This is a genomic window from Tessaracoccus sp. MC1679, from assembly GCF_014164775.1.
Taxonomy (GTDB): Bacteria; Actinomycetota; Actinomycetes; order Propionibacteriales; family Propionibacteriaceae; genus Arachnia.
This window is the reverse complement of the sequence record NZ_JACJGB010000002.1, coordinates 358,964-383,986: the sequence shown is the minus strand read 5'-3', so window position 1 is coordinate 383,986 and position 25,023 is coordinate 358,964. Positions and strand designations below refer to the sequence as shown.

The window sequence follows — 25,023 nt, the reverse complement described above, 5'->3', positions numbered from 1 at the left end:
CTCAGCTCTGCACCCGGTAGAGGAGCCGCGCGAACTGGCCGAAGGCAGTGGCTGACACCAGCTGCAGGCGGCTCGACTCGACGCGGCGGGGAAACAGCGGCGCCCCACCGGTCAGCGCCACCGGGGCCACCGACAGCGCGATCTCGTCCAGCGCTCCGGCGTCCAGGAACTGGCCGGCCAGATCGCCGCCGCCGACCACCCAGATGTCGCCGTCCCCGGCGGCCTCCCTGATGGCGGGCAGCGCCTCGGACACGGATCCGGACACGAACCGGATGTCCGCCCCGGCGGGGACCGGGAGGCTTCGGGTGGTGAAGACGAAGGTGGGGCGATCGCCGTGGAACTCGGCCCACTTCTCCGGGTGGGCGAGGATGTCGGACTCGGCAAGAACCCATTCATACGTGGTGGATCCCTCCACCATCACGGCGGCGTCGGACGGGAAGAGGCCCTCATCCGGGTGGTCACCACCCGCGACCGCGAAGAGCCACGCCAGGGAGTTGTCCTCGTCGGCGATGAAACCGTTGAAGCTGGTGGCAGTGTCGAACACGATGCGTCCCATGCCGGGCAAGCCTAATCGAGGATCAGGCGGCTGACCTCGGCTGCTGTATCGACGACGACCTCGGCCCCCGCGGACTCCAGCTCGTCGCGGGTCGCGGCGCCCGTCGTGATGCCCATGGCACGCATCCCCGCGGCCAGCGCCATGTCCATGTCGGAGGTCGCGTCGCCGACGTACCACGTCTCGGCCGCGACGGCGCCCAGACGCTCCAGCCCCACGAACGCCGAATCGGGGGCCGGCTTGCCGCGGTCCACGTCGTCGGTGCTGACCACCGTGTCGATCAGATGGCGAAGCTCGGTGATGGTCAGCAGGTGGGCCGCCTGCGGACCGCCCTTGGCCGTGACGACCCCGATCGCGTAGCCACCGGCGCGCAGTTCGTGCAGCATGGCCCGCACGCCCGGCAGGACAAGCGACGGGCCTGCCTCGTTGACCGCCTGGTGCAGGGCGCCCCGGTACTCCAGGATGATCGCCCGCATGCGGACCCCGTCGTCGGCGAACTCGTGCAGCTCGGCCATGGCGTCCTCGATGGGCCGCCCGATGAGGGGGTACACGTCCTGCGGCACGCACGCGATGCCGTGCGAGTTCAGGGTGTCGCTGATGTGTTGGGCGATGAGGGGGACCGTGTCGGCGAGGGTGCCGTCCAGGTCGAAGAGGACCGCGCGCGAGCTGTTCACCCCGCCAGCCTAATGCCGCCCGGCCCACCAACGTCGGCCCGGACGTGATGAGGGGCCGCCGAGCAGTGTGCTCGACGGCCCCTCAACGTCACAGGGATCAGGCGTTTCCGGGGATCACGTCGCCGGACGGCCAGGTTTCGGCGATGAAGTCCGCCACCTCGGTGGAGTGCAGGAGCTCCTCCAGCGTCGCGATGCCGGGGTTCTCGTCGCCGGTGCGCCACACGAGCATGTTGGCGTACGGGTTGCCCTCAACCTCTTCGGACTCGATGGCCTCGTTGGGGTCCAGGCCGGCGGTGAGGATGAAGTTGGCGTTGATCACGGCCGCGTCGACGGCGGGGTCCGACATCTGCTGCACGACGACCTCGGGCTGGGTCTCCTCGAACTGGAACCCCTTCGGGTTCGCATCCTCGGTGAGGGTCAGCACGGTGGCATCCGACGGCACCTCGGTCAGCAGCCCGGCCTTCTCGAGCAGCTTGAGGCCGCGGTACTGGTTGGAGACGTCGTTGGTGATCGCGATGGTGGCGCCGTCGGGGATGGCGTCGACGGAGTCGTGCTTGTCCGAGAACAGCTTCAGCGGCTCGATGTGGACGCCCTCGCCGGCGGTGAACTCGTAGCCCTTGTCCGCGATCTGGCTCTCCAGGTACGGGAGGTGCTGGAAGTAGTTGGCGTCCAGCTCCTCTGAGGCGAGCGCCTCGTTGGGGAGGACGTAGTCGTCGAATTCGCGGATCTCGATCTCCAGGCCGGCTTCCTCGGCGAGATTGTCGCGGACGAACTCGAGGATCTTGGCGTGGGGCACCGGGCTGGCGCCGACGACGAGGCTGATCACCTCGCCGGAGGCGGCCGAGGACGCTTCGCCCGAGGTCGACGGGGTGGCGCTTCCGCCGCACGCCGTCAGGGTCATGGCGGCTGCCACGGAGGCAGCGATCGTGGTGAGAATCTTGTGCATCAGGAGGAGTCCCTCTCTGTTCGGGGCCGACAACAAGTTGGCCAGTTTCTTTCTGTCCAGCGCGGAGCTGGTCTCCCACAGGGTGGGAAGGTCTTAGCGGTGGTCCACGGCCCGGCTGATCCGGTCGCCGAGCCATTGGACGCCCTGCACCAGGATGACGATCAGGATCACCGTGATGACCATGACATCGGGCGAGAAGCGCTGGAAGCCGTAGTTGTAGGCGAGGCGCCCCAGGCCACCGCCGCCTACCAGTCCGGCCATCGCCGAGTAGCCGATGATGGTCACCACCGTGGTGGTGATACCCGCCACCAGCCCAGGGAGGGCCTCAGGGATGAGGACCTTCGTTATGGACTGCATCTTCGAGGAGCCCATCGCGTGGGCGGCGTCCAGCTTGCCGGGGTGCACCTCGCGCAGCGCGGTCTCGACGAGGCGCGCGAAGAACGGGATCGCCGCGATCGCCAGCGACACCGACGCCGCGATGGGGCCCAAGGAGGTGCCGACGATCCAGCGCGTGAAGGGGATCAGCGCGAGCATCAGGATGGCGTAGGGAATGGACCTCGTGATGTTGACCACGATGTTCGAGAGCACGAAGTTGAGGGCACGGTTCTCCCCGAGCGCGCCCTTCTGCGTGACGTACAACACCACGCCGAGCGGCAGCCCGATCAGCACGGTGGCGAGGCTGGTGATGCCCATCATGAGGAGCGTCTCCCAGATGGCGGGAAGGAGCGCCTTCTGCAGGGCGGGGTTGTTGAACCAGGTCTCGAGGAGAATCACTGCGCCGACCCCTCAATCGCGCTGCGGGAGGTGAGCTTCGCGTCGGCGCCCTGGGCGCGCAGCAGCTCGATCACCCGCTGCGGGTCAGTGCCGGGGGGGACCGAGATCCGCAGGTGGGAGAAGGTGGTGCCGGCGAGGTGCTCCACGCTCCCGGCCACGATGTTGAGCTCGGCGCCCACCTCGTGTGAGGTGTGCGCCACCACGGGCATGGCGGCCTTCTCACCTGAGGAGAGCACGTCGACGTAGGTGCCGTGCACGGCATCCAGCGGGGCGTGAGGCGGAATGCCGAGCAGCGCCTCGGCGAGCCGGGAGTCAAGGCTGTTGACGACTTCGACGAGGGGGCCGGACTCGACGATGCGGCCCCCGTCGAGCAGCGACACCGAATCACAGATCTTCTTCACCACGTGCATCTCGTGGGTGATGACGAGCACGGCGAGGCCGTCGCGACCCTTGAGGCTCAGAATCAGGTCCAGGATCTCGTCGGTGGTCTTCGGGTCCAGGGCGGAGGTGGGCTCGTCGAACAGCAGGACGTCCGGCTCCGTGGCCAGCGCGCGGGCGATGCCGACCCGCTGACGCATGCCGCCGGACAGCTGCGCCGGGTAGGCGGGGCCGGAGTCCGGGAGGCCGACCACGCGGAGGAGTTCGGCGACCTTCGCGTCGCGCTCGGCCTTCGGCATCCCGATCAGCTCGAGCGGGTAGCCCACGTTGTCCGCGATGGTGCGCGAATCGAAGAGGTTGGCCTGCTGGAACACCAGACCGATGCGACGACGGGCCGTGCGCAGCGCGTCGGCGTGGGCCGCGGTGAGGTCCACGCCGTTGATCTCGACTGTTCCGGAGGTGGGTCGGTCCAGGAGGGTGAGGCAGCGCACGAGCGTGGACTTGCCCGCGCCGGAGTGCCCGATGATGCCGTGGATGGAGCCGGCGGGGACCGTCAGCGTGACGCCGTCCAGGGCGCGCACCTCGCGCTTGCCCTGGAGGTAGACCTTGGTCAGGTCCGTCACGGTGATCATGGGCGCCTCTCGTTGCTTCTGGTCCACTATTCAATCAGGGACCGTGGCGGAGACCCGAATCGGCGGCGGTGATGTTCACCGGCAGCGCAACGTCATCGGTGGCTGAGGCGCCCGGCTCAGTAGTGGCGGCGGACCTCTCGCGCCACGGCGTCGAAGATCTGTTCGTCCAGGATGGCGCCCACGCGGCGGACCGCGTCCGGTTCGATCCGGATGATCCGGTTCACTCGCACCTCGCTGGGGCGGCGCTGATTGTCCCACTCCCCGGTGCCGATGTCTGTCCAGTAGCGGCCGGCGTCGGCTTCCTGGGCCGCGTCGACGTCGTGGTCCTGCGAGGTGACCTGCAGGCCCAGCAGCCAGCCGCCGTCGCGCCCGATCAGGAGCACGGGCCGGTCCTTGCCCTGACTGGAATCCTCCTCGTACGGCACCCAGGTCCACACCACTTCGCCCGGGTCGGGGCGACCGTCGCGGTGCGGGTTGTACACGATCGTCGGAGCCTGCCGGTAGTCGCCGGGATAGCCGCCCGAGGCCGCAGGCGGGCGGGGGGAGCGGGTGGGTTCGGCGGGCCGCCTGGTGGCGCGGCGGCGGGCCTGGGGCGCGGTGGCCCTGTCGATCGCGCGGAGGGCGACGTCGCGGACCACGCGGAGGGCGCCGTCGAGGAAGGGGTTCGAAGCCATGGTCAGTGAGCCTAGGGCCTCACCGGAACCGCGGCAGCCGGCCGTAGAAGATGGAGCTGGGCCTGCGGTACGCCTCCGGCCGGATGGCGCGCACCTGCTCCCACTGGCGGAAGTACCTCGTCGACGGCGGGAGGAACAGCAGCGCCCACCCCACGACGGCGAGGCCGAGGCCGATGAACGCCCAGTCGCTGAGGATCGCGGCGAAGCCGCCGGCCAGCGCAACGGCCACGAGGCCGCCCCACCGCGTCCATCGCCACCCGTTCCAGGCCTGGAAGCCCACCACCCCGCACGCGCCGCCGGCCAGCACCAGCGCCGCGGCGAACCCGCCCTCCAGCGTGAGTGACAGCCACTTTCCCGGCTCGGGCGCCACCCATTCGATCAGCCGCGCCGAGGTGACGTAGCTGTCCGGGTGCGCCGCCAGCCACCAGTGCCAGCCGTAGGCGGCGGCGAGCGCGGCCACGGCCAGGTACTGAAGGATCGCGGAGACCAGCACGACGGCGGGGCGCGTGGGCTCGCCCGTGCGCGGGCTGCGGGGCACGTCGCCGTGCAGCTCCTCGATGGGCGGGAGCGTTGCGATGGGCTGGGGCTCGGTCATCGCCTCCAGCCTACCGGCGCCCGCCACTGTTGCCCGGGGCGCGGGCTCGGCGGGATACTTGGGCATGCCACACGAGCACGACTGGGATCAGGCCTACCGCGATACCGACAGAATGTGGAGCGGGGAGCCCAACGCCGCCCTGGTCGCGGAGGCGCCGAAGCTTCGCCGCGGGCGCGTGCTGGACGTGGGGTGCGGGGAGGGCGCCGACGCCATCTGGCTGGCGACGCACGGCTGGGAGGTCACGGCGCTGGACCCGTCGCTGGTGGCGATCGAGCGGGGACAGAGGGCGGTGGAGGCCACCGGCCTCATCGTCGAATGGGTGCTGGGCAGCATCGGGGAGGCGCCCCTCCCGCACGATGACTTCGACCTCGTCTCCGCGTTCTACGTGCCCCTGCCCAAGGATTCGCCGGCCGTTGACGCGCTGGCCTCCGTCGTCGCTCCCGGCGGGGCGCTGCTGGTGGTGCACCACGCGGACTTCAACCCGAAGCACTCGCACGTCGACCCCGCCACGCTGGCGTACCCCGACGACGTGGCCGAGCGGTTGGGCGACGGCTGGACCGTGCTGGTGCACGAGCGGCGCGCACGGAGCGTGGCCGAGGGGGCTGGGGCGCACCACCACGACGACATCGTGCTCGTCGCGCGCCGCGACACTGCCGCTCCCTGACCTGAGGAACCGAGCGTCGCGGTGTGTCCCTGGCCCAGTGCGCTACTGGAGATCCGCAGTCGCGGCCTCGACGGGGGACACGTCTGGGCGCAGCGCCCGCAGGACGGGCTGGCGGAGGGCGCCGTCGGGCGTCACGTTGAGGTAGCGCACCTGCACGCACAGCATCGGTTCGACCCAACGGGCCTGGCGGGCCACCGGGTCCGCCGGAACGGGCTCGAACGGGGGAGTGGGGCGTTCGGTGTCGCGGAGGACCGCCAGCAACGTGTCCCGGTCGGAGTGCCCGAGTCCGGAGCCCACCCGCCCCATCGGATACAGCACCGGCCGCGCCTCGAAGGTGGCCTCGTCGCTCGGCTGCCCCACCCACAGCGCGCCCAGCGCGTGCTCGTTGCCGCCCTCCGGCAGCCACCCGCCGATGACCACCACCAGCTCGGAGCGGTGCGGGGTCTTGACCCAGTCGTCGCTGCGCACCCCCGGCCGGTAGATCGACGAGCGCCGCTTGCTCATCACCCCCTCCAGGCCCGCCTCGCGGGTGAAGTGCGCCAGCTCAGCGCCGTCGTCGAAGAGCTCCGAGAGCCGCCAAGCGGGTCGGTTGAGGTCGAGGGCGTCCAGCGCGGCGCGACGCTCGTGCAGCGGCCGGGGGGTGAGGTCCGTCCCGGCGAGGTGCAGCAGGTCGAACACGACGAAGGTGACGGGGCGCTCCACGGCCCAGCGGGCGGCGCGGCGGGCATCGCGGACGTTCATCCGGGGCATGATCGCATGGAACGACGGCGTCCCCTCGGGGCCCATCGCCACCACCTCGCCGTCGAGCACGGCACCCTCTGGGAGCCCGACGGCCCCGGCGGCCACCTCCGGGTACGCCACCGTGATCTCGCCGTCGGTGCGGTTGGTCAGCCGCAGCCGGCCGTCGCGGATCTCGCCCAGGGCGCGGATCCCGTCCCACTTGATCTCGTGCACCCACTCCGGGCCAACCGGCGGAAGGCCGGGGGTGGCCGACGGTGTGGCGAGCATGGGGCGCATGCCGCCCATCATGCCCGCGACACTGCCGCCGCGCCCCGCTGGGCACGAAACGCCGTTGCAATCGTGGGGGAGCGCCCTCAGCGTGGTCGACGGGCGGGTCAGGCGGCGTGTCGCGCCCGGGAGGGCCGCCGGTCAGGCGCCGATCTTGCGCAGCGCCAACTCGGTGAACAGCGCCGCCCCGTCGGCGACGACGGCGTCGTCGAAGCGGGCGTAGGCGGAGTGGTTGAACGGTGCGGTCAGCGGGTCCAGGTCCGGCGGGCAGGCGGACAGACCGATGAAACACCCCGGGGCCTCCTGCAGGAGGCGGGAGAAGTCCTCGGCGCCGGCCAGCGGGTTCTTCCACCGCAGGTGTCGATCCTCGCCGAACAGGTCCGTCACCGCCTCCGCCACGACGTCGGCCTCGGCATCGTCGTTGACGGTGACCGGGTACTGCTCCAGCAGCTCGAAGTCGCCCCGCACCCCGTGCGCCGATGCGATCCCGGACACCACCTCGGGGATGGTGGCGATGAGCTTGTCCCGCACCGACGTGTCGAAGGTCCGCAGCGTGGCCTCCAGCCTGCCCTCCTCGGGGATGACGTTGGCGATGGTGCCGGCCTGCAGGAGCCCGACGGTGACGACGACGGGGTTCTGCACGTCGAAACGCCTTGTCACCATGGTGTTGAGCGCCAGGGCGATCTCCGCCAGCGCCGGCACCGGATCTGCCGCGAGCTGCGGTGTCGAACCGTGGCCACCGCGACCCACGACCCGCACCTTCGCCACGTCAGAGCTGGCCATCACGGTGCCTGGCTTGGTGGAGAACACTCCGTGCGGATCCAGCGCGGCCCACACGTGGATGGCGTAGACCCAGTCCGGCCGCGACCCCGCCACGTCCAGCAGCCCCTCCTCCAGCATGAACCTGGCGCCGTCGACTCCCTCCTCGCCGGGCTGGAACATGAAGATCACGTCACCCGCCAGGGAGTCGCGGCGGGCGCACAGCGCGTGCGCCGCGCCGATCAGCATGGCCATGTGGAGGTCGTGGCCGCAGGCGTGCATGGCGCCGTTGGTGGAGGCGTAGTCCAGCCCGGTGAGCTCCTCGACCGGGAGGGCGTCCATGTCGGCTCTCAGCAGGACGACGGGGCGCTTCCCCTCAGTGGGTAAGCCTCCGCGCAGCACGCCGACGACGCTGGTGACGTGCCGCCCGAGCGTGATCTCCAGCGGCAGCCCGTCCAGTGCCTCCAGCACCCTGGCCTGCGTCTGCGGCAGTTGAAGCCCCACCTCCGGGATCTGGTGGAGTTCGCGGCGCAGGGAGATGAGGTCGGGCGTCATGGACAATTCATATCAGGCCAGGAAGAAGGCCTTCGTGCCGTCGAACATCATCTGGACCGCCATGATCACCAGGATCATGCCCATCAGGCGCTCCACCGCGACCAGCGCCCGGGTGCCGATGACACGCTGCAGGAAGCCGGAGAAGTACAGGGTCACCGCGGTCACCAGCCAGGCCAGGACCAGCCCGCCGAGGAACCACTGCCAGTTTCCGGGGTCCTGGCTGACCAGCACCACGATGACCGCCAGCAGCGACGGCCCGGCGATATAGGGCACCGCCAACGGAACGATGAACGGCTCATCGTGGGTCATGGGCTCGGCCAGGTTGCGCTCGGACGTGGGGAAGACCATCCGGATCGAGATGAGCAGCAGAATGACGCCGCCGGCCGCCTGCAGCGCGGCCTGGTCGATGTGCAGCACGCTCAGCATGGACTGGCCGAGGAACAGGAAGGCCACCATCACGGCCAGGGCGATCAGGCACTCGCGCAGGATCACCCACTGCCGCCGCTCGGGCCTGGTGCGCTGGAGGGAGGTGAGGAACAGGGGAGCGTTGCCCAACGGGTCCATCACCAGGAGAAACGTGACGAACGACGAGAGCATCAAGGCCATGGCCGGATCCTATCGCCGGACAGAGGAGGGCCCCCACCGTCGAACGGCGGGGGCCCTCGTCAGCGGCCTGTGCTCAGGTCACGGGACCATGGTGCCGGTCTCGAGGAACCGCACGTGCCAGCCCAGCGCGGTGGCAAGGTCGTGCGGGGTGTGCTGACCGTTGGCCTTCTTCTCCGCCAGCTTGACGTACTCGCGCAGCGGCTCCTTGAAGTCCGGGTGGGCGCAGTTCTCGATGACCTTCAGCGCGCGCTGGCGGGGGGCCAGGCCGCGCAGGTCCGCGAGGCCCTGCTCGGTGATCAGCACCTGCACGTCGTGCTCGGTGTGGTCCACGTGGTTGACCATCGGAACGATGCAGGAGATGGCCCCGCCCTTCGCCGTCGACGGCGTCACGAAGCTGGAGACCCAGCCGTTGCGGGTGAAGTCACCCGAGCCGCCGATGCCGTTCTGCATGCGCGAGCCCATGACGTGGGTGGAGTTCACGTTGCCGTAGATGTCCGCCTCGATCATGCCGTTGCAGGCGATGACGCCCATTCGACGGATGGCCTCGGGGTGGTTGGACACGTCCTGGGGGCGGAGCACGATCTTGTTGCGGTACTCAGCAGCCTTGTCGTTCATCCGCTCGGCGGCGATGGGGCTGAGCGAGAACGCGGTGGCCGACGCCACGGTCAGCTTGCCGGAGTCCAGCAGATCCACCATGCCGTCCTGGATCACCTCGGTGTAGGAGGTGAGGTTCTCGAATGGTCCCTCGAGGAGGCCGGCCAGCACCGCGTTTGCGATGTTGCCGACGCCGGATTGCAGCGGAAGCAGGTTCTCGGGAAGACGCCCGGCCTTGACCTCAGCGCCGAGGAAGTCGAGGAAGTTACCTGCGATGGCGCGCGAGTCGTCGTCGAGGCCCTTGAACGGCGTGTTGCGGTCTGCCGAGTTGGTCTCGATGATGGCGATCACCTTGCTGGGATCAACCTTGAGCACCTTGCCGCCGATGCGGTCCCCGGCGTTCTGGATGGGGAGCGGGACCCGGTTGGGCGGCAGCGCGCCGATGGGGTAGTAGATGTCGTGCATGCCGAAGAGCTCTTCGGACTGCCACGAGTTCACCTCGATGATGACGGCGTCCGCGTGGTCCAGGTACGTGCGGTTCATGCCCACCGAGGACGAGGGGACGATGTCGCCCTCCGCCGTGATGGAGGTGGCCTCGACGACGGCGACGTTGAGGTGGCCGAGGAAGCCCTGCGACACCTGGGGTCCCATGTGGGAGAGGTGGATGTCCTGGTAGTACGAGGTGCCGGCGTTGATGGCGCTGCGCATCTCGGGATCCGACTGGTACGGGGCACGGTACGAGATGCCGCCCGTGCGGGCCAGGACGCCGTCGAGCTCGGGGGCAGTGGACGCTCCGGTCCACACGCCGATCCGGAACTCTTCGCCGTGCCCGTGCCGGGCGTCGATGATGGCGGCGAGGGCCTCCGGGAACGCCTTGGGGTAGCCGGATCCGGTGAAGCCCGAGAAGCCGACATTCCATCCGTTCTGGACGAGGGCGGCGGCGTCGTGGGCCGACATGACCTTCTGCTTGAATGCCTCGTTGCGGATGCGACCTGACATCTGTCCTCCTTGAAGATTTGCGGTGCGCTCTCACCCTACCGGCGAACGCACGCCATTTCCGCCGCGCGGGACTTAGTCCGATCGGCGGGCAGACCAGTGCAACGGTGTGCACTGACGGGGTGGTCAGCCCGGCTGGGCTGCCGTCATCCCATCTTTGCAGGATGCACCACGCCGCCCGGATGGGGGTGGGCAAACGTAGATTGGACCCAGGGGTCAGCCGGGCCCGACGAGAGGACAGCGATGAGCAATCCACGCACCCAACTGTGGCTCGTGCGCCATGGCGCCACCGAGTGGTCCCAGGTCGGGCGGCACACGTCCGTGACGGATCTGGGGCTTTTACCGGAGGGGCGTGACGACGCCGAACGGATGGGCGAGCGCCTTGCCGGGGAACACTTCGGCCTGGTGCTCAGCTCGCCGCGTCGCCGCGCGATGGAGACCGCCGCGCTCGCCGGTTTCCCGGCGCCTGAGATCGATCCGGACCTCGTGGAGTGGTCCTACGGTCCCGGCGAGGGGCTCACCAGCGTGCAGATCGCGGAGCGGGTCCCGGGCTGGCGAATCTGGACCCACGGCGCCCCTGCCATCGAGCGGGAGGGGTTCCCGGAGGGGGAGACGAAGGAGCATGTGGTGGAGCGGCTGGGCCGGGCGATCGACAGGGCCCGCGCAGCCGGCGAGGAGAGGGTGCTGATCTTCGGGCATGGGCACGCGCTGCGGGTGCTGTCCATGCTGTGGCTGGGCGCACCCGTGGAGATGGCCGCCAGCTTCCCATTGCTGACGGGGTCGCTGAGCGTGCTGGGCTGGGAGAAGGACTCGCCGGCGATCGTCCGCTGGAACAGCTAGCGAGACACTGGGGAAGCACTGATCGATGCTGTTCTCGGCGAGGACGTGCCGGGCGGGATGAGATGGCGCCACTACATCTGGTGTGTGTACTTGACGTCCATATTCAGATGGAGGGGTGTCAGATCGCCCGATCCGGTGCACCGCAGCCAGGACATGATTGGTCAGTGGTTCCCTAGGCCAGCGGTGCGCTCTTGAAGGCGAACGCGGCCACCGCGTCGAGGCGGGGGAAGTTGATGGCCACGTCGGCGTGCGCGGCGGTCACAGGCTTGGCGCAGTAGGCGATGGACAGCCCCGCGGCGTCGAACATGCCCAGGTCGTTGGCGCCGTCGCCCACCGCGACCGTCAGGGCGGGGTCCACGCCCTCCGCGTGGGCGAAGCGGAGGAGATCGCGCGCCTTCTGATCCCGATCGACGATGGGGCCGGTCACCCGGCCGGTCAGCCGCTCCTCGCCGTCGACGAGCTCGGTCTCGAGGGTGTTGGCGTTGAAGAAGTCCAGCCCGAGGCGCTCGGCCAGCGGGGCGACGAGTTGGCTGAAGCCGCCCGAGGTCACGCCCACCTTCGCGCCGCAGCCGTGGGCCGCGGCGATCAGCTCGGCGGCCCCGTTGGAGAGCGTCATCGCCTCGCCGACGGCGGTGAAGATGCTGGTGGGAAGCCCTTTGAGGGTGGCGACGCGCTCCTCGAGCGACTGGGCGAAGTCCAGCTCGCCGCGCATCGCCCGCTCGGTGATCGCCGCCACCCGCGGGCCGACCCCGGCGTGCTCGGCCAGTAGATCGATGGCCTCGGTGGTGGTGAGGGTGGAGTCCACGTCCATGAGCATCAGCTTGGCGGGGACCCTGGCCAGGGGCCCGGTCACCACCCCGACGGCCACCGGCCCGGCCACCGCGCGGAGGGCCCTGCGCAGCGCCGCCGGATCCTCGTGCTCGGTGAACATGCTGATCCGCTGCCCGTAGTGGGTCTCGTCGCTGATGACGTGCCCGGTGGTGGGCACGAGCGCGACGAGCGACTCCGGGATAGGCCCCATGGCTGCCAGCGTGACGCGAATCTCCATGGGGCCAGGCTATCCGGGGGAGCCGGCCGGCACGGGCGCGGCGGCCGACGGTGGGACGCCACGGCGCACGACGCCGCTCACCGGGCGGCAGCGATGGGGGTGACGACGAGCTCCAACTCCTCGCCGTCGCGCAGCACGCTGAGCGTCATGTCGCGGCCCACCCGGCCGGCGCGCACCAGGGCCACCAGCGACTCCGTCGACGTGACAGGGTTGCCGTTGACGGCGGTGACGAGATCACCCACCTGCATGCCCACCGCCTCGGCCGGCGACCCGGGCACCACCTCGGCGATGGCAGCGCCCATCCGGCCGGTGGTGTTGATGTCGCTGGCGCTGACCCCGATCTGCGGGTGTTCGGCGACACCGTTGGCGATCAGCTGCTCGGCCACGTACTGCACCTGGTCCGCGCCGATCGCGAATCCGATGCCGATGTTGCCGGCGCTGTCGCTCGATGAAGCCAGGGAGGCGATCGAGGAGGTGATGCCCACCAGTTCGCCCGCGGCGTTGACCAGCGCGCCGCCCGAGTTGCCGGGGTTGATGGCCGCGTTGGTCTGGATGGCCGCCGTGACCACCACGTCCTGCTGTCCCTGGCCGACGGTGCTGTTGGTGACCGCGCGCGTGGTGACGGGCCGGTTGAGGGCCGAGACGATGCCCGTGGTGACGGTGTCCGCCAGCCCGAGGGGGTTGCCGATGGCCATCACGGGATCGCCCACGGCCAGCTCCGTCTCGTCCGCGTAGGCCATGACGGTGAGGTCCGACGGCGGATCCACCAGCTTGATCACAGCCAGGTCCGTGGACGGGTCCGTGCCCACCATCTCCGCCACGTAGGACGTGTCGCCCAGCAGGACGACGATCCGGGCGCCGCTGCCGCTGCCGGAGACGACATGGTTGTTGGTGACGATGTGACCCTCGCCGTCGATGACAACGCCTGAGCCCTGCCCGCCGGATCCGTCCTGGCCGGTGACCTGGATGGCCACGACGGCGCGGGAGGCCGCGTCCGCCACGACCGTCCAGTTGGGGCTGTTGGGGTCGGCCTGAACCACCTGGGTCTCGGTGGGGAGCGTGGAGGAGGACGCGCTCGCCGCGGCGTTGGCCGCGTCCTGGCTGGCGAGGCGGGCGGCCCCGAACCCGGCACCTCCGCCGACGCCCGCGGCGAGCACCGCGACGGCGAGGAGGCCCGCGACCCTCGAGCGCCCCTTGGGTCGTGTGGTCGCGGTGGGGGTGGGTGAGGCGCCGAACGAGGCGGAGGGCTGGCCGAAGGGGTAGGCCGGCGGTGGGAAGTCGAGCCGCTGGGGGCCCTGCGTGGGGGAGCCCTGCGTGGAGAACTGCTGCGCGACGAAGCCCTGCCCCTCGCTGGAGGGTCCCTGCGGCTGGACCGGCTGCTCGCCGGACTGCGCGGCGGGGTGCACGGGTGTGGTGGGCTCGTCCTGGCCGGGGGCGTCGACGTCCTTCCAGGCGTCTCGGCTCCACGGATTCGGGTTCTGCTCGTTGCTCATCGCGGCTCCTCTGGTGGGTATGCCCTCAGGTAACCCACCAAGTCTATGAGGCGCCTGTGAAACCCCTGAGTTGTCCCTGATAACCCCGATGGCGGGGATCGGTGGTCACCTGGCCGTGGTCACCGTGACCGTGTAGCGCGGATCCTGCTCGGCCACCTTCGTGGGGCCGACGCGCTCGTTGAGTTCCTTTCGCCACGGCAGGTGGGAGTTGAACACGCACCACAGCTGGCCGCCGGGACGCAGCACGCGGCGGGCGTCGTCGAACATCTCCAGGGTGTCGGAGGACTCCTTGGCCACCCCCTGATGGAACGGTGGGTTGGTGACGATGGCGTCCACGCTGCCATCGGCGTAGCCGTCCAGGCCGGCGCCCCAGGTGGCGTCGACGGTGAGGCGGTTGACCTCGGCGGCGACGGCGGTGGCCGCCACCGCGGACCAGCTGACGTCGCGGGCCAGGACCCGCATGCCCGCCTTGGCCAGCCACATCGAGAGCGTCCCGTTGCCGCAGCCGAAGTCCAGGACATCGTCGGCCTCGAGGCCCGCGGTGCGGCCGCCGCCCGCGAGAGCCGAGATGAGCAGGCGGGAGCCCGGGTCGATCTTGGTCCCCCCGAAGGTGGCGCCATGGGCGGCGACGGCGAAGCCGAGGTCCGCGTGCTCGCGCACCTTCGGCCAGTCCGACTCGTGCCCCTCGGGTCCCCAGGCGCGGAGCACGCGGCACTTCGAGCGACCGAGGCTGGCGGCGACGGCGGTGAAGTGCTTGCCGAGGACCTCGTTCATGGAGCGGTTGAGGTGCCGGATCCGGGCGCCTCCCACGAAGGTGACGTCCTGGGCGCCCTGCACGAGCGCGGCCATCTCGTCGAGTGCCCCCAAAGACTTGGGGAGGCGGGCGAGCGCGACGTCCACCCCGGCAAGGTCCGAGGGGTGCTCGACGAGGAGGTCGGCGGGGACCTTGGCGGCGTCGCGCCAGTCGTCGCACCACACCCGCACATCAGCGGTGAGCGTGAGGGCGTCGTCGACGAGCGCGGGGGAGTCCAGCAGCGCCACCGCCCCGGCTTGCTTGGGGGCTTCGTCCCAGATCAGGTCATCAACGGCGTCACGCATGGGGTGAGTCTACGGAAGCGACGCGTGGAGTGCGCCGGTCCCCGCGATCGCTAGGGTGTGGGCTGAGCGTCACGAGGAGACCCCCATGCATCACGAGTTCGCGCCCGGCAGCGTCATCCTGGTCGGCGGAGGCCCGGGGGATCCCGGTCTCATGACCGTGGCCGGCCTCGCCGCGATCCGGCAGGCCGACGTCATCGTCCACGATCGCCTGGGCGCGCTCCAGTGCATCGATGAGGCCAGGCCGGGGGCTGAGATCATCAACGTGGGCAAGATCCCGCGCGGCGACTTCACCCCGCAGGAGGAGATCAACGCCATCCTGGTTGACCGTGCGCACCGGGGCCTTCGCGTGGTGAGACTCAAGGGAGGCGACAACTACGTCTTCGGACGTGGCGGCGAGGAATGGCTGGCGTGCCGGGCCGCCGGGGTTCCGGTCCGGGTCATCCCGGGGGTGACCTCCGCGGTGTCGGTCCCGGCGCTGGCCGGCATCCCCGTCACCCATCGAGGGCTCACGCAGGGCTTCGTTGTGGTGTCCGGCCACGTGCCGCCGTCGGACCCCCGCAGCGACGTCAACTGGGCAGCACTCGCCGCGGCCAATCTCACGCTTGTGGTCCTCATGGGGGTGCAGAACCTGCCCGATATCGCGGCCGAGCTGCAGCGCCACGGGCTCCCCGGCGACACCCCGTCGGCGGTGGTGGCCGACGGCACCACGCCCGGGCAGCTGACCCTGCGCGCGCCCCTGTTGCGGATCGCCGAGGAGTCGGAGAGGGCCGGGATCCGGCCGCCGGCCATCGTCGTGATCGGCGAAGTGGCCGCTCTTGAGCTCGAGGACTGAGGTGGACTTCAGCCTCCGAGTGGACCCCGTCGATGAGACCGCCATGGAGTTGCTCGGCCGCCTCGCCCAGCGCGCCGAGGTGACGCCGATGGTCCACGGCCGGGGAACGGCGCTGGTCCTGGGTGGGGCGAGGTCGGGCAAGTCGTCGTGGGCGGAAGCCCAGCTGGCGGGGGCCGCGGACGTGGAGTACGTAGCGACCTCCGAGGTGCTCGACGGCGACGCGGAGTGGGCCGAGCGCGTCGCGCTCCACGTTGCGCGTCGGCCCCCGTCGTGGCGGACCACCGAGACGAAGGACCTCGCGGCGGTGCTGGAAGCCGACGATCCCGCCGCGGTGCTGATCGACTGCGCGGCCGTCTGGCTGGACCGTGTCCTCTTCGACGCCGGCGCCTGGGACGACGCGCCGGGCTGGCGGGATCGGGTGGAGGCGGAGGTGTCGCGGCTGGTCGACGCGCTCGCTCGTACCGCCCGCGACGCGATCGTGGTGAGCAACGAGGTGGGGTCGGGCATCGTCCCGGCCACGCCGTCGGGCCGGCTCTACCGTGACGAACTGGGCAGGCTGAATGCCCGCCTGGCGGCGGTCTGCGGAGAGGTGTGGCTGTGCACGGCGGGGATCGCCAGGCGGCTCAAGTGAGGGGATTCGTGGCCGCGTTAGGGCTGTTCACCGTGATTCCGGTGCCGCCCGTGGCCGAGATCGACCGCTGGCTGGCCGGGCGCGCCATGGCGGCGTTCCCGTGGGTTGGGCTTCTGGTGGGGGCGCTGGCCGGGGCGGTGCTGTGGGGTGTGGTCGCCCTGGGGGCGGGCGGATGGTTGGGCGCGGCGCTGGCGCTCGCCGTCGTCGCGCTCCTCACGGGGGCGCTGCACCTGGACGGGCTGGCCGATACGGCCGACGGCTTGGGGTCGCGGAAGCCCGCCGCGGAGGCGTTGGTGATCATGCGGCAGTCCGACATCGGGCCGATGGGCGTGGTCGCGCTGGCCCTGGCGCTGCTGATCGACGGCGCAGCGCTGGCGTCGCTGGCAGAGCGGGGCGGGCTGCTGGCGGCGGGGGCCTTGACTGTCGCGGCGATGGTGGGCCGCGGCGTGGTCACGCTGGCCACAGTGTCGCGGGCGTCGGCACGGCAGCATGGATTCGGGGCGCTGTTCATCGGCGCCACCTCGCGCGCCACGGCGGTCCTCACCGGGGTCGCGGTGGTGGGTGTCGCGGCGGGGGTCGGTGCGCAAGCCTTTGGCTTGAGCGGCGCAGCGGTGTTCGTGGGCGCGACGGTCGCGGCGGGCGGGGTCGGGTTCCTGTGGGCCCGCCACCTGCGTCGGCGACTCGGCGGGATGACCGGCGACGTGTTCGGATCCATCGTCGAGGTCACTCTGGCCGCGTTCCTGGTTCTGGTGGCCCTGCTCAACAGGGCTGTCTAGGCCCTCAGCCGGTGTGGCCTGCCGCCCGCGACCGCGCGGACAGGGCTCCGTCACGGGTGAAACCGGGCAGTTCCGACTCGACCGTCCACGTCCCATCGGCCAGCGAGAGGCGCCCGAGCGTGGTGAGGGGGCCCGCGATGTCGTGGGTCTCATAGGCCAGCAGGAGCCACTCCCGGACCTCCACCTCCACGGCTGGCGGCGCCCAGCCGTCGACCCGGGCCGCGATGTCGGTCAGGGGCCGCGACACCGAGTAGTGCCCGACGGTGACGTGCGGCACGTACCCGCCGCCGCCCACGGCGAAGGCCCGATGGGCCGCGTGCAGCTCGGGCGCCTCGGCGGCCAGATACGGCACCATCGGGAACGACCCCAACCCCGCGACCCTGACCGTGAACGGCCCCGCGGCGAGCCGGCGCAGCGCCGCGACATCCGAGGCCAGCCGCCCTGGTCCGTACGGCTCCTCGCCGGGGCGGGCGCCGGGGGAGGGTGCGAGACCCGCGTAGGCGACGGTGACGTGTGGCTGCCGGTCGTAGCGGGGGAGGAGGACGTCGGCCAGGCGCCCGCGCGCCTCCCCGACCCCTGCACGGACCGCGTCGACGTCCGCATCGACGGCCCACACCATCGCGTGCCTGCATCCGCCGTGCCATTCGGGGAAATCGCGGTCCTCGCAGGCGACGGTGCGTTGGTACGAAGACTCCACCACCCCATCATGACGGGAGGGTCGGGTTTGTGTGTCTGCAACTTGCTACCCATAGAGCGGCATCTGCGCATATATGCAGAAGCCGCCCTATGGATAGCAAGTTGCAGACCCCTCGTCGTCACCGACACCATTCCGGCGGCATCAGCAACTCGGCACGATGAGCGCTCGGCATCAGTGCCGGCGCACTCCGCGGAGGCAGAGATAGCCCACGATCCACAGCTCGCCGATGGTGGCGGGCACGGTGAGCAGGTCCAGGGCGGGGCCGCCCATCGGGAGCAGGTAGCTGAGGACGGCGTTGGCCACGTATCCCACCCCGCCCACCATGAGGATCCAGCCCATCGCGCTGGGCATCCACCCGGACCGCCTGGCGAGCCAGCCCATCGGGATGAGCCAGAGGCCGAAGAAGATGCCGCCGATGATCCACAGGTGCCCGCTCATGACGTACAACAGCTGCGCGGTCGCGGCCGCCCCGCCACTGACGGCGAGCGAGGGGTCCTGGCTGACGCTGAACGCGCTGGCGATCAGGGCCCCGCTGACGAGGATCGCCGCGGCGTTGACCATGCCGAACGCGGCGATCGAGCCGGCCGCGAACGAGTTGACGGTCCGGAAGAGGCGGTAGAACCACACGGCGACGAGCGCCTGGGTGATCACGACGCCCATCTCCATCACGATGCCGAGACGCGCGAGAAACGGCTGCTGGGTCAGGTTGGCGAGGGTGGCCGAGGGGTCATCCGCGACGTAGAGCTGGCTGCGGATGACCATGTAGCTGAGCATCCCGGTGACCGCGAGCCCGAGGTAGAGGAGGCCGGTGGTGCGCGCGGTGCGGATCACCCCGGGCATGGGTGTGGCGGGTCGAGCGCTGGTGAGGGGTGTGGCGGTGGTTGACATGAGGTTCTCCTGCCAAGAGCCTTACGTTGTAAGAGACCCATACGGTGTAAGGTTGCGCAAGAGGGGAAGGGGAGATTGTGACCGCAGGATCCGTGCGCACACCGCTGAGTAGGCAGCGGGTGTTCGCGGCTGCCATGGCCTTGGTGGACGCCGAGGGAGTCTCCGCTCTCACCATGCGCCGGCTCGCGGCGGACCTCTGCGTCGAGGCGATGTCCCTCTACCACCACGTGGCGGGCAAGGAGCGCCTCCTCGACGCTCTGGCCGAGGCCGTGATCGACGAGATCAATGTGGCGGTTGCGGATCGGGAGCGTGCCGACGACGACTGGAGCACGGCGCTGCGGCGCCGCTGCCTCGCCGCGCGCGAGGTGATGGTGCGGCACCGCTGGGCACCGGCCCTCCTCGGCTCACGCGCGAGCATTCCGCCGGGCCTGTACCCCTACTACGAGGAGATTCTCGCCACCATGGTGCGGGGCGGCCTGAGCTACCACCTCGGCCATCGGGCCATCCACGCCCTCGGGACCATGGTGCTGGGGTTCACCCAGGAGCTGTTCAGCCCCAGTTCGGAGGGCGGCGCGACTGACCAGGAGGCCTCGGACGCGGAGTTCGCTGCGATGGCCGAAGCCCTACCTCACCTGACCGCGATGGTGGCCTCAGAGGTCCACGACAACGCCGAGGACCCCCTCGGTTGGTGCGACAGCAACAATGAGTTCGAGTTCACGCTGGACCTGCTGCTCGACGGCCTGGCCAGGGCGGCCTATCCGGCCTCGGCAGGGCACCCGGTCGGCGGCTGACCCTGAGCGGGGCACACGTGCATGCTGGACAGGAGTCTCGAGCCGGCGCTTCCGTCCTGGGACCTCGGGTCAGTCGTCGAGCAGCGCGCGCCTGGGGAGGTCCGACTGCGCCATCGCCGCCTCCAGGCCTGCGGGGTGATGAGGATCGCTCGCCGGGTCCTCCATCATCCGCACGATAAGGGCCGCAGAGGGGCGCTGATCTGGATCCTTGGCGAGGCAGGCCGTGACGAGCGCCACCAGGTCCTCCGGCGTGCCGGGAGGCAGGGGCGGCGGAGGATCCTGCACATGGGCCAGCGCTGTGGCGATCGGTGTCAGGCGATCGAACGGCTTGGTGGTGGTCAGCATCTCGTGTGCGAGGATGCCCAGGCTGTAGATGTCGGCGGCGGGTCCGACGGTCTGCCCCAGCGCCTGCTCCGGGCTCAGGTAGTGCGCGGTGCCGAGTACCTGGCCGGTCAGCGTGCGCGAGTCGGCGTCGACGGAGCGAGCGATGCCGAAATCCATCAGCTGGGCGTGGTTCCCGGTCACCATCACGTTGGCCGGCTTCATGTCTCGGTGGACGATCCCGGCCTCGTGTGCCAGGGCCAGGGCCGAGGCCAGCTGCCGGATGAGGTCACGGACTTCGTCCGCGCCCAACGGGCCGCCAGCCAGAAGGGCGGCGAGGTTGGGGCCTTCCACGAACTCCATCACCAGGCAGGACAGGCCCTCGTGTTCGAGGAAGTCGTAGACCGTCACGATGTTGGACTGGGACAGTTGCGCGGCGAACCGGGCCTCATCGCGGAACCGATCGGCGAGAGCCAGCTCGTGCTGTGTGTGCGGGTGCATGATCTTCAACGCGACCCTGCGTTCGAGGGTGTCGTCCACGGCTTCCCACACCTGGCCCATGCCGCCGGAGGCGACATGGCGGATCAGCCGATAACGCTCCGAGAGCACCAGCCCCGGACACAGTCGCTGCATCCCAACCTCCACCATTGACCATCGAGACCGCCGGCTTGGCTCCGCCACTACCGGTTCGCTGAGCGGCCTACGGGGATTCGGTCGAGTCTCAGCCTAATACCTGCGGTTCGGATCGCACTCCTCGAGGTCAGATGTCCGCTGGGCTCAGGTGTCTGGTCGGGGACAGCTCAGCTGTCCTGGGCTCCCTCGTTCAGCAGCGTCAGCATCGTTCGCCGGGCTTCCTCCACGCCGGCGCGGGCGGAGCGCAGGCGCGCGGCGGCACTCGTCAGGAGGCTGGTCTCGGCGTCCACGGCGGTGGCCGTCGCCGTGGGTCGGGAGAGAGAGGGTAGAGCGGTCGGCCTGGCGGGCATCGAGATCGACGGCAGCGAGGTGATCTCCGGTAACGTCCCCGACCCGCATCCGGCCGACAGCGCCACGGCTGTGGGCGCCACCAGCGAGTACTCGTCTGTCCGTCGACGTGGCTTGCAGCCCCACAATCATCCCCGCTCTGGAATGCTCAACCAGCAGTACGCCGGTCACCGGCCACGAGTTGCACAGTTGCCGATGCAACGCGGCGGGTTCACGCCGGCATCTTCACCATCGTGCGACGTGTGTGGGCTCGATGGTAACGGCGTTCATCTTGATGTGGATCGAAGTGTGCCGCCAGTTCAGAGCGCGTTCACCTTCCGTTCATTTAGACGGGCTTCTATAGGTCGCGGCGGCGTTCAGCTGCCGGTTCGTCACTGTGCTGATGCACACCCGAAAGGACATTGCGACATGACTCGACGCATTCGACTCTCCCTCGCGGCCGTGGGCTGCGCCTCTGCGCTGCTGCTCACCGCCTGCGGTGGCCAGACCTCCCCTGCGGCACCGAGCTCGGACGCGGCCTCGTCTGCGGCCTCCTCCGACGGCACCTCGGCCGGCCTCTCCGGATCCGTTGCCGCCGACGGCTCCTCCACCGTTGCCCCTCTCACCGAGGCTGCTGCTGACAAGTTCCGCGACGTGGAGGCCGGCATCAACGTGACCGTTGCCACCTCCGGTACCGGTGGCGGCTTCCAGAAGTTCTGCGCGGGGGAGACCGATATCTCCAACGCTTCCCGTGCGATCAAGGACGAGGAGGCGCAGGCCTGCGCCGACGCCGGGATCGAGTTCACCGAAATCATCATGGCCAACGACGGGCTCGCCGTCGTCATCAACCCTGAGAACGACTGGGCCGAGTGCCTGACAGTCGAGCAGCTCCAGGCCATGTGGGCGCCTGAGTCCGAGGGCCAGATCATGAACTGGAACCAGATCGATCCCAGCTTCCCCGACCAGGCGCTGACCCTGTTCGGCGCTGGCACCGACTCCGGCACGTTCGACTACTTCACTGACGCCATCAACGGCGAGGAGGGCGCCTCGCGCACCGACTACGCCCCCTCCGAGGACGACAACATCACCATCCAGGGCGTCTCCGGCGACAAGGGTGCGGTGGGCTACTTCGGCCTCAGCTACGTCGAGGAGAACCCCGACATCATCAAGGCAGTCCAGGTCGACAACGGTGCCGGGTGTGTGGCTCCGTCCAAGGAGACCGTCCAGAGCGGCGAGTACGCACCATTGAGCCGTCCGCTGTTCATCTACGTGGCCAACAATGCATACACCGAGAAGCCGCAGGTGAAGTCCTTCGTCGACTTCTATGTCGAGAACGAGGCCGAGATCGCCGAATCCGCGCTGTTCGTCGGCCTGACCGAAGAGCAGAAGGCCACGGCCCTGGAAGAGCTCGCGTCGCTCAGCTGATCGAGCGGTCGAGACAACTTCTGATGTCCAGCACAACTGCTCAGGGGCTGGGGGCCGAGAGGTCCCCAGCCCTGGACCTGGGCCACCGCGCCCGTCACGGTGAGACCGTGGTCATGACCCTGCTCAGGGTGGCGGCGGCATTGTCGGTCCTCATCACGGTGGGCATCGTCGTGGCCCTGGTGATACCGTCCATCGGCTTCTTCCGGGAGGTACCCGTCTGGGACTTCCTCTTCGGCACGAGGTGGGCGCCGCGGTTCGCCGACGCCAGCTTCGGTGTGTTGCCATTGATCACCGCCACTCTGTGGACGAGCGCGATCGCGCTGCTGGTCGCAGTGCCGCTGGGCCTCGCTTCGGCCATCTATCTGGCGGAGTACGCCCCGCGCCGCCTCCGGGCATTCCTCAAGCCGATCCTTGAAGTGCTGGCCGGCGTGCCGACCGTGATCTACGGACTCTTCGCTCTGACGTTCATCCAGGCCACGGTGCTGAAGGAGTGGCTGGCCCTGGAGACCGGCGCGTTCAGCGTGTTCGCTGCAGGACTGGTCATGGGCGTGATGATCATCCCCACCATTGCCTCTATCAGTGAGGACGCCATGACCGCGGTTCCCGACGCCATGCGCCAGGGGTCGGCCGCGCTCGGCGCCAACCGCATGCAGACCACCCTTCGCGTGGTGTTCCCCGCAGCCATGTCGGGGATCCTCGCCGCCGTCATTCTCGGTGTGTCACGCGCTGTTGGCGAAACCATGATCGTCGCCATCGCCGCGGGAAACCAGGCCCGCATGGTCACAGGCCCGCTTGAACAAGGGCAGACGATGACAGGCTTCATCGCCAACGCGGCACTGGGTGACTCTCGGGTCGGGTCGCTGGAGTACGACACGCTCTTCGCCGTCGGTCTTCTGCTGTTCCTCGTCACACTGGTGATCAACTTCATCAGCATCGCTCTGGTTCGACGCTTCCGGGAGGAGTACTGATGGCCGAGAACACCACCCAACGATCCGCAAGGCCTTTGGCGCCAGCCACCACTTCCGGGCCCGACGGGTCCGGTTCTCCCGCCCACCGACCCCTGGGAAGGGCCGAGGGAGGCGAGAACAGCCCCAAGGCCCTGGCCTTCCTCGTCGTCATGTGGCTGGCAGTCGCGTTCGCCCTCATCTTCCTCCTCACCCTGATCGTGACCACGTTCATCGAGGGCCTACCCCGGCTCGATTCGCGGCTCCTCACGGAGTACCCGGCCTCTGATCCGGAGCGGGCGGGCGCCAAGCCCGCCATCCTCGGCTCCCTGTGGGTGATCGGCACCACCGCCGTGATGGCCATTCCGCTCGGTATCGCCGCCGCGGTGTATCTCGAGGAGTTCAGCGACCGGACCAAATGGTTCAACCGGGTCATCGAACTCAACGTGCAGAACCTGGCCGCGATCCCGTCGGTCGTGTACGGTCTCCTGACGCTCGCCTTCCTCTCCTTCGTCGGGGTCGGAAACAAGAACATGGTGATCGTCGGCGCCACCGCGTTGGCGCTGCTCATCCTCCCCGTCATCATCATCTCCACCCGTGAGGCCCTCCGCGCCGTCTCGGTCGAGATCCGGCAGGGTTCGCTGGCGCTCGGGGCAACGCCCCTGCAGACGACCTGGCTGCAGACCTTGCCCGCCGCCGTGCCAGGTATTGCCACGGGATCGATCCTCGCGCTATCGCGAGCCTTCGGCGAGGCCGCGCCTCTTCTGGTCCTCGGAGGACTGGTGTTCCTGAGCTTCGATCCCAACGGGATCCTGAGTGGCTACACCACCATGCCGATCCAGATCTTCAACTGGGTCGGCCGACCGCAGGCCGAGTTCCACGTCCTCGCCGCAGCCGCGAGCATCCTGCTGCTGGTGCTTCTGCTGGCCATGAACGGGCTCGCCATCTTCATCCGCAACCACTACCAGCGTCGCTGGTGAACGAGTCTCTGAGGACACCATGACCGTGCACGCCATGAACCCGGCACACTCCACCAAAGCGCCCTCCACGATCATCAGCTGCGGCGACGTGAGCATCTACTACGGCGACTTCCTTGCCGTCACGGATGTGAACATGTCCTTCTCCCAGCACGAGATCACCGCGCTGATCGGCCCCTCGGGCTGCGGCAAGTCGACCCTTCTCCGGTCGCTCAACCGCATGAACGACCTCGTTCAGGGATCACGGCTCACCGGGTCCGTCCGCTACCACGGCCAGGACATCTACGCTCCCCAGGTGGACGCCATCGAGGTCCGGCGACGGATCGGCATGGTCTTCCAGAAACCCAACCCGTTCCCCAAGTCCATCTACGACAACATCGCATACGGCCCGCGGGTCACGAAGATGAAGGTCGACAGCATGGACGACCTGGTGGAGGAGAGTCTGCGCCGTGCGGCGATCTGGGACGAGGTCAAGGACAAGCTCAAGCAGTCGGCCTTCGGACTCTCCGGCGGCCAGCAGCAGCGCCTGTGCATCGCGCGGACCATCGCCGTCAAGCCCGAGGTGATCCTGATGGACGAGCCGTGCTCGGCCCTGGACCCCATCTCGACTGGGGCCATCGAGGATCTGATGATCCAACTCCGCGAGGACTACGCCATCATCATCGTCACCCACAACATGCAGCAGGCCGGGCGTGTCGCGGACCGGACAGCGTTCTTCACAGCCGCGCAGGATCCGATCACCGGTCAGCGCACGGGCCGGCTGGTCGAGTACGACGACACGCGCACCATCTTCGAGCGGCCGTCTGATAAGCGCACGGAGGACTACATCTCGGGCCGGTTCGGCTGAGTCGATGGGCGCATCTGCTGTCCGGACTGCGGGTGTCCGACCGCCAC

Annotated in this window: 28 protein-coding genes; 10 read left to right on the top strand and 18 right to left on the bottom strand. The window is 69.5% G+C overall.

Annotated features, from left to right (window positions below; all coding sequences use genetic code 11):
• Position 1 precedes the first annotated feature (1 nt).
• The 7 genes from H5398_RS05015 to H5398_RS04985 form a co-directional block, all read right to left on the bottom strand.
• A complete protein-coding gene (locus H5398_RS05015) occupies positions 2–556 on the bottom strand; it encodes a dihydrofolate reductase family protein (protein WP_182799215.1) in 555 nt (184 codons plus the stop codon).
• An 11-nt stretch (positions 557–567) separates the two neighbouring features.
• Complete coding sequence (locus H5398_RS05010) at positions 568–1,227, bottom strand: HAD family hydrolase (protein WP_182799214.1); 660 nt, start codon at positions 1,225–1,227, stop codon at positions 568–570.
• 97 nt (positions 1,228–1,324) lie between these two features.
• On the bottom strand, positions 1,325–2,173 hold the full coding sequence (locus tag H5398_RS05005) for a MetQ/NlpA family ABC transporter substrate-binding protein (protein ID WP_182782019.1): 849 nt from the start codon (positions 2,171–2,173) through the stop codon (positions 1,325–1,327).
• Positions 2,174–2,266: 93 nt separating this feature from the next.
• Positions 2,267–2,947, bottom strand: coding sequence for a methionine ABC transporter permease (locus H5398_RS05000; RefSeq protein ID WP_182782020.1), 681 nt, complete (start codon positions 2,945–2,947; stop codon positions 2,267–2,269).
• The gene (locus H5398_RS04995) at positions 2,944–3,957 is read right to left on the bottom strand and encodes a methionine ABC transporter ATP-binding protein (RefSeq protein ID WP_182782021.1); all 1,014 of its coding nucleotides are present in this window, start codon (positions 3,955–3,957) and stop codon (positions 2,944–2,946) included. Before H5398_RS04995 ends, H5398_RS05000 begins: the two co-directional genes overlap by 4 nt.
• A gap of 116 nt (positions 3,958–4,073) precedes the next feature.
• Complete coding sequence (locus tag H5398_RS04990) at positions 4,074–4,631, bottom strand: type II toxin-antitoxin system PemK/MazF family toxin (protein ID WP_182799213.1); 558 nt, start codon at positions 4,629–4,631, stop codon at positions 4,074–4,076.
• A gap of 19 nt (positions 4,632–4,650) precedes the next feature.
• Entirely contained in the window at positions 4,651–5,226 is a 576-nt protein-coding gene (locus tag H5398_RS04985; protein WP_182782023.1) for a hypothetical protein, read from the bottom strand.
• 64 nt (positions 5,227–5,290) lie between these two features.
• Here H5398_RS04985 and H5398_RS04980 point away from each other — a divergent pair, with 64 nt between their 5' ends.
• Positions 5,291–5,890 carry a bifunctional 2-polyprenyl-6-hydroxyphenol methylase/3-demethylubiquinol 3-O-methyltransferase UbiG gene (locus tag H5398_RS04980; RefSeq protein WP_182799212.1) on the top strand — a complete coding sequence of 200 codons (600 nt, stop codon included), beginning with the start codon at positions 5,291–5,293 and terminating at the stop codon, positions 5,888–5,890.
• A 42-nt stretch (positions 5,891–5,932) separates the two neighbouring features.
• Here the strand turns inward: H5398_RS04980 and H5398_RS04975 are convergent, their stop codons facing one another.
• The 4 genes from H5398_RS04975 to H5398_RS04960 all read right to left on the bottom strand — a co-directional run bounded on the left by H5398_RS04975 (position 5,933) and on the right by H5398_RS04960 (position 10,411).
• Positions 5,933–6,907, bottom strand: coding sequence for a DNA ligase (locus H5398_RS04975; protein WP_182799211.1), 975 nt, complete (start codon positions 6,905–6,907; stop codon positions 5,933–5,935).
• A gap of 132 nt (positions 6,908–7,039) precedes the next feature.
• Entirely contained in the window at positions 7,040–8,212 is a 1,173-nt protein-coding gene (locus tag H5398_RS04970) for a M20 family metallopeptidase (protein WP_182799210.1), read from the bottom strand.
• Between the two features lie 12 nt (positions 8,213–8,224).
• On the bottom strand, positions 8,225–8,818 hold the full coding sequence (locus H5398_RS04965; RefSeq protein WP_182799209.1) for a MarC family protein: 594 nt from the start codon (positions 8,816–8,818) through the stop codon (positions 8,225–8,227).
• Positions 8,819–8,896: 78 nt separating this feature from the next.
• Positions 8,897–10,411 carry an acetyl-CoA hydrolase/transferase family protein gene (locus H5398_RS04960; protein WP_182782028.1) on the bottom strand — a complete coding sequence of 505 codons (1,515 nt, stop codon included), beginning with the start codon at positions 10,409–10,411 and terminating at the stop codon, positions 8,897–8,899.
• A gap of 240 nt (positions 10,412–10,651) precedes the next feature.
• Here H5398_RS04960 and H5398_RS04955 point away from each other — a divergent pair, with 240 nt between their 5' ends.
• Complete coding sequence (locus H5398_RS04955; RefSeq protein WP_182799208.1) at positions 10,652–11,248, top strand: histidine phosphatase family protein; 597 nt, start codon at positions 10,652–10,654, stop codon at positions 11,246–11,248.
• Positions 11,249–11,420: 172 nt separating this feature from the next.
• On the opposite strand, the gene serB is transcribed toward H5398_RS04955, so the two are convergent.
• From serB to H5398_RS04940, 3 genes are all read right to left on the bottom strand, one after another.
• Positions 11,421–12,296 carry a phosphoserine phosphatase SerB gene (serB, locus tag H5398_RS04950; protein WP_255443537.1) on the bottom strand — a complete coding sequence of 292 codons (876 nt, stop codon included), beginning with the start codon at positions 12,294–12,296 and terminating at the stop codon, positions 11,421–11,423.
• A 77-nt stretch (positions 12,297–12,373) separates the two neighbouring features.
• The gene (locus tag H5398_RS04945) at positions 12,374–13,789 is read right to left on the bottom strand and encodes a S1C family serine protease (RefSeq protein ID WP_182799207.1); all 1,416 of its coding nucleotides are present in this window, start codon (positions 13,787–13,789) and stop codon (positions 12,374–12,376) included.
• A gap of 105 nt (positions 13,790–13,894) precedes the next feature.
• Positions 13,895–14,887 carry a class I SAM-dependent methyltransferase gene (locus H5398_RS04940; protein WP_182782032.1) on the bottom strand — a complete coding sequence of 331 codons (993 nt, stop codon included), beginning with the start codon at positions 14,885–14,887 and terminating at the stop codon, positions 13,895–13,897.
• 85 nt (positions 14,888–14,972) lie between these two features.
• Here H5398_RS04940 and cobA point away from each other — a divergent pair, with 85 nt between their 5' ends.
• The 3 genes from cobA to cobS are packed head-to-tail and all read left to right on the top strand — an operon-like array spanning position 14,973 to position 17,126.
• Positions 14,973–15,719, top strand: a complete 747-nt coding sequence (gene cobA / locus H5398_RS04935; RefSeq protein WP_182799206.1) for a uroporphyrinogen-III C-methyltransferase — start codon at positions 14,973–14,975, stop codon at positions 15,717–15,719.
• 1 nt (position 15,720) lies between these two features.
• Positions 15,721–16,350, top strand: a complete 630-nt coding sequence (gene cobU, locus H5398_RS04930) for a bifunctional adenosylcobinamide kinase/adenosylcobinamide-phosphate guanylyltransferase (RefSeq protein WP_370586053.1) — start codon at positions 15,721–15,723, stop codon at positions 16,348–16,350.
• Entirely contained in the window at positions 16,347–17,126 is a 780-nt protein-coding gene (gene cobS, locus H5398_RS04925) for an adenosylcobinamide-GDP ribazoletransferase (RefSeq protein ID WP_220489133.1), read from the top strand. The genes cobU and cobS overlap by 4 nt, the downstream gene beginning before the upstream one ends.
• A 4-nt stretch (positions 17,127–17,130) precedes the next feature.
• Here cobS and H5398_RS04920 read toward each other — a convergent pair whose 3' ends face one another.
• Together H5398_RS04920 and H5398_RS04915 are read right to left on the bottom strand one after the other, a co-directional pair.
• Positions 17,131–17,823, bottom strand: coding sequence for a 2'-5' RNA ligase family protein (locus tag H5398_RS04920; protein WP_182799205.1), 693 nt, complete (start codon positions 17,821–17,823; stop codon positions 17,131–17,133).
• Between the two features lie 171 nt (positions 17,824–17,994).
• On the bottom strand, positions 17,995–18,711 hold the full coding sequence (locus tag H5398_RS04915) for a DUF4386 domain-containing protein (RefSeq protein ID WP_220489132.1): 717 nt from the start codon (positions 18,709–18,711) through the stop codon (positions 17,995–17,997).
• Positions 18,712–18,788: 77 nt separating this feature from the next.
• On the opposite strand from H5398_RS04915, the gene H5398_RS04910 reads away from it, so the two are divergent.
• Positions 18,789–19,502, top strand: a complete 714-nt coding sequence (locus H5398_RS04910; RefSeq protein WP_220489131.1) for a TetR/AcrR family transcriptional regulator C-terminal domain-containing protein — start codon at positions 18,789–18,791, stop codon at positions 19,500–19,502.
• 69 nt (positions 19,503–19,571) lie between these two features.
• Here the strand turns inward: H5398_RS04910 and H5398_RS04905 are convergent, their stop codons facing one another.
• Together H5398_RS04905 and H5398_RS04900 are read right to left on the bottom strand one after the other, a co-directional pair.
• Positions 19,572–20,456, bottom strand: coding sequence for a serine/threonine-protein kinase (locus H5398_RS04905; protein ID WP_182799204.1), 885 nt, complete (start codon positions 20,454–20,456; stop codon positions 19,572–19,574).
• Positions 20,457–20,623: 167 nt separating this feature from the next.
• On the bottom strand, positions 20,624–20,887 hold the full coding sequence (locus H5398_RS04900) for a hypothetical protein (protein ID WP_182799203.1): 264 nt from the start codon (positions 20,885–20,887) through the stop codon (positions 20,624–20,626).
• Between the two features lie 325 nt (positions 20,888–21,212).
• On the opposite strand from H5398_RS04900, the gene H5398_RS04895 reads away from it, so the two are divergent.
• The 4 genes from H5398_RS04895 to pstB are packed head-to-tail and all read left to right on the top strand — an operon-like array spanning position 21,213 to position 24,976.
• The gene (locus H5398_RS04895; RefSeq protein ID WP_182799202.1) at positions 21,213–22,208 is read left to right on the top strand and encodes a PstS family phosphate ABC transporter substrate-binding protein; all 996 of its coding nucleotides are present in this window, start codon (positions 21,213–21,215) and stop codon (positions 22,206–22,208) included.
• A gap of 23 nt (positions 22,209–22,231) precedes the next feature.
• Positions 22,232–23,176, top strand: coding sequence for a phosphate ABC transporter permease subunit PstC (gene pstC / locus H5398_RS04890; protein WP_182799201.1), 945 nt, complete (start codon positions 22,232–22,234; stop codon positions 23,174–23,176).
• Positions 23,176–24,132, top strand: coding sequence for a phosphate ABC transporter permease PstA (gene pstA, locus H5398_RS04885; protein ID WP_182799200.1), 957 nt, complete (start codon positions 23,176–23,178; stop codon positions 24,130–24,132). The genes pstC and pstA overlap by 1 nt, the downstream gene beginning before the upstream one ends.
• Positions 24,133–24,166: 34 nt before the next feature.
• A complete protein-coding gene (pstB, locus tag H5398_RS04880) occupies positions 24,167–24,976 on the top strand; it encodes a phosphate ABC transporter ATP-binding protein PstB (RefSeq protein ID WP_220489167.1) in 810 nt (269 codons plus the stop codon).
• Positions 24,977–25,023: the final 47 nt, after the last annotated feature.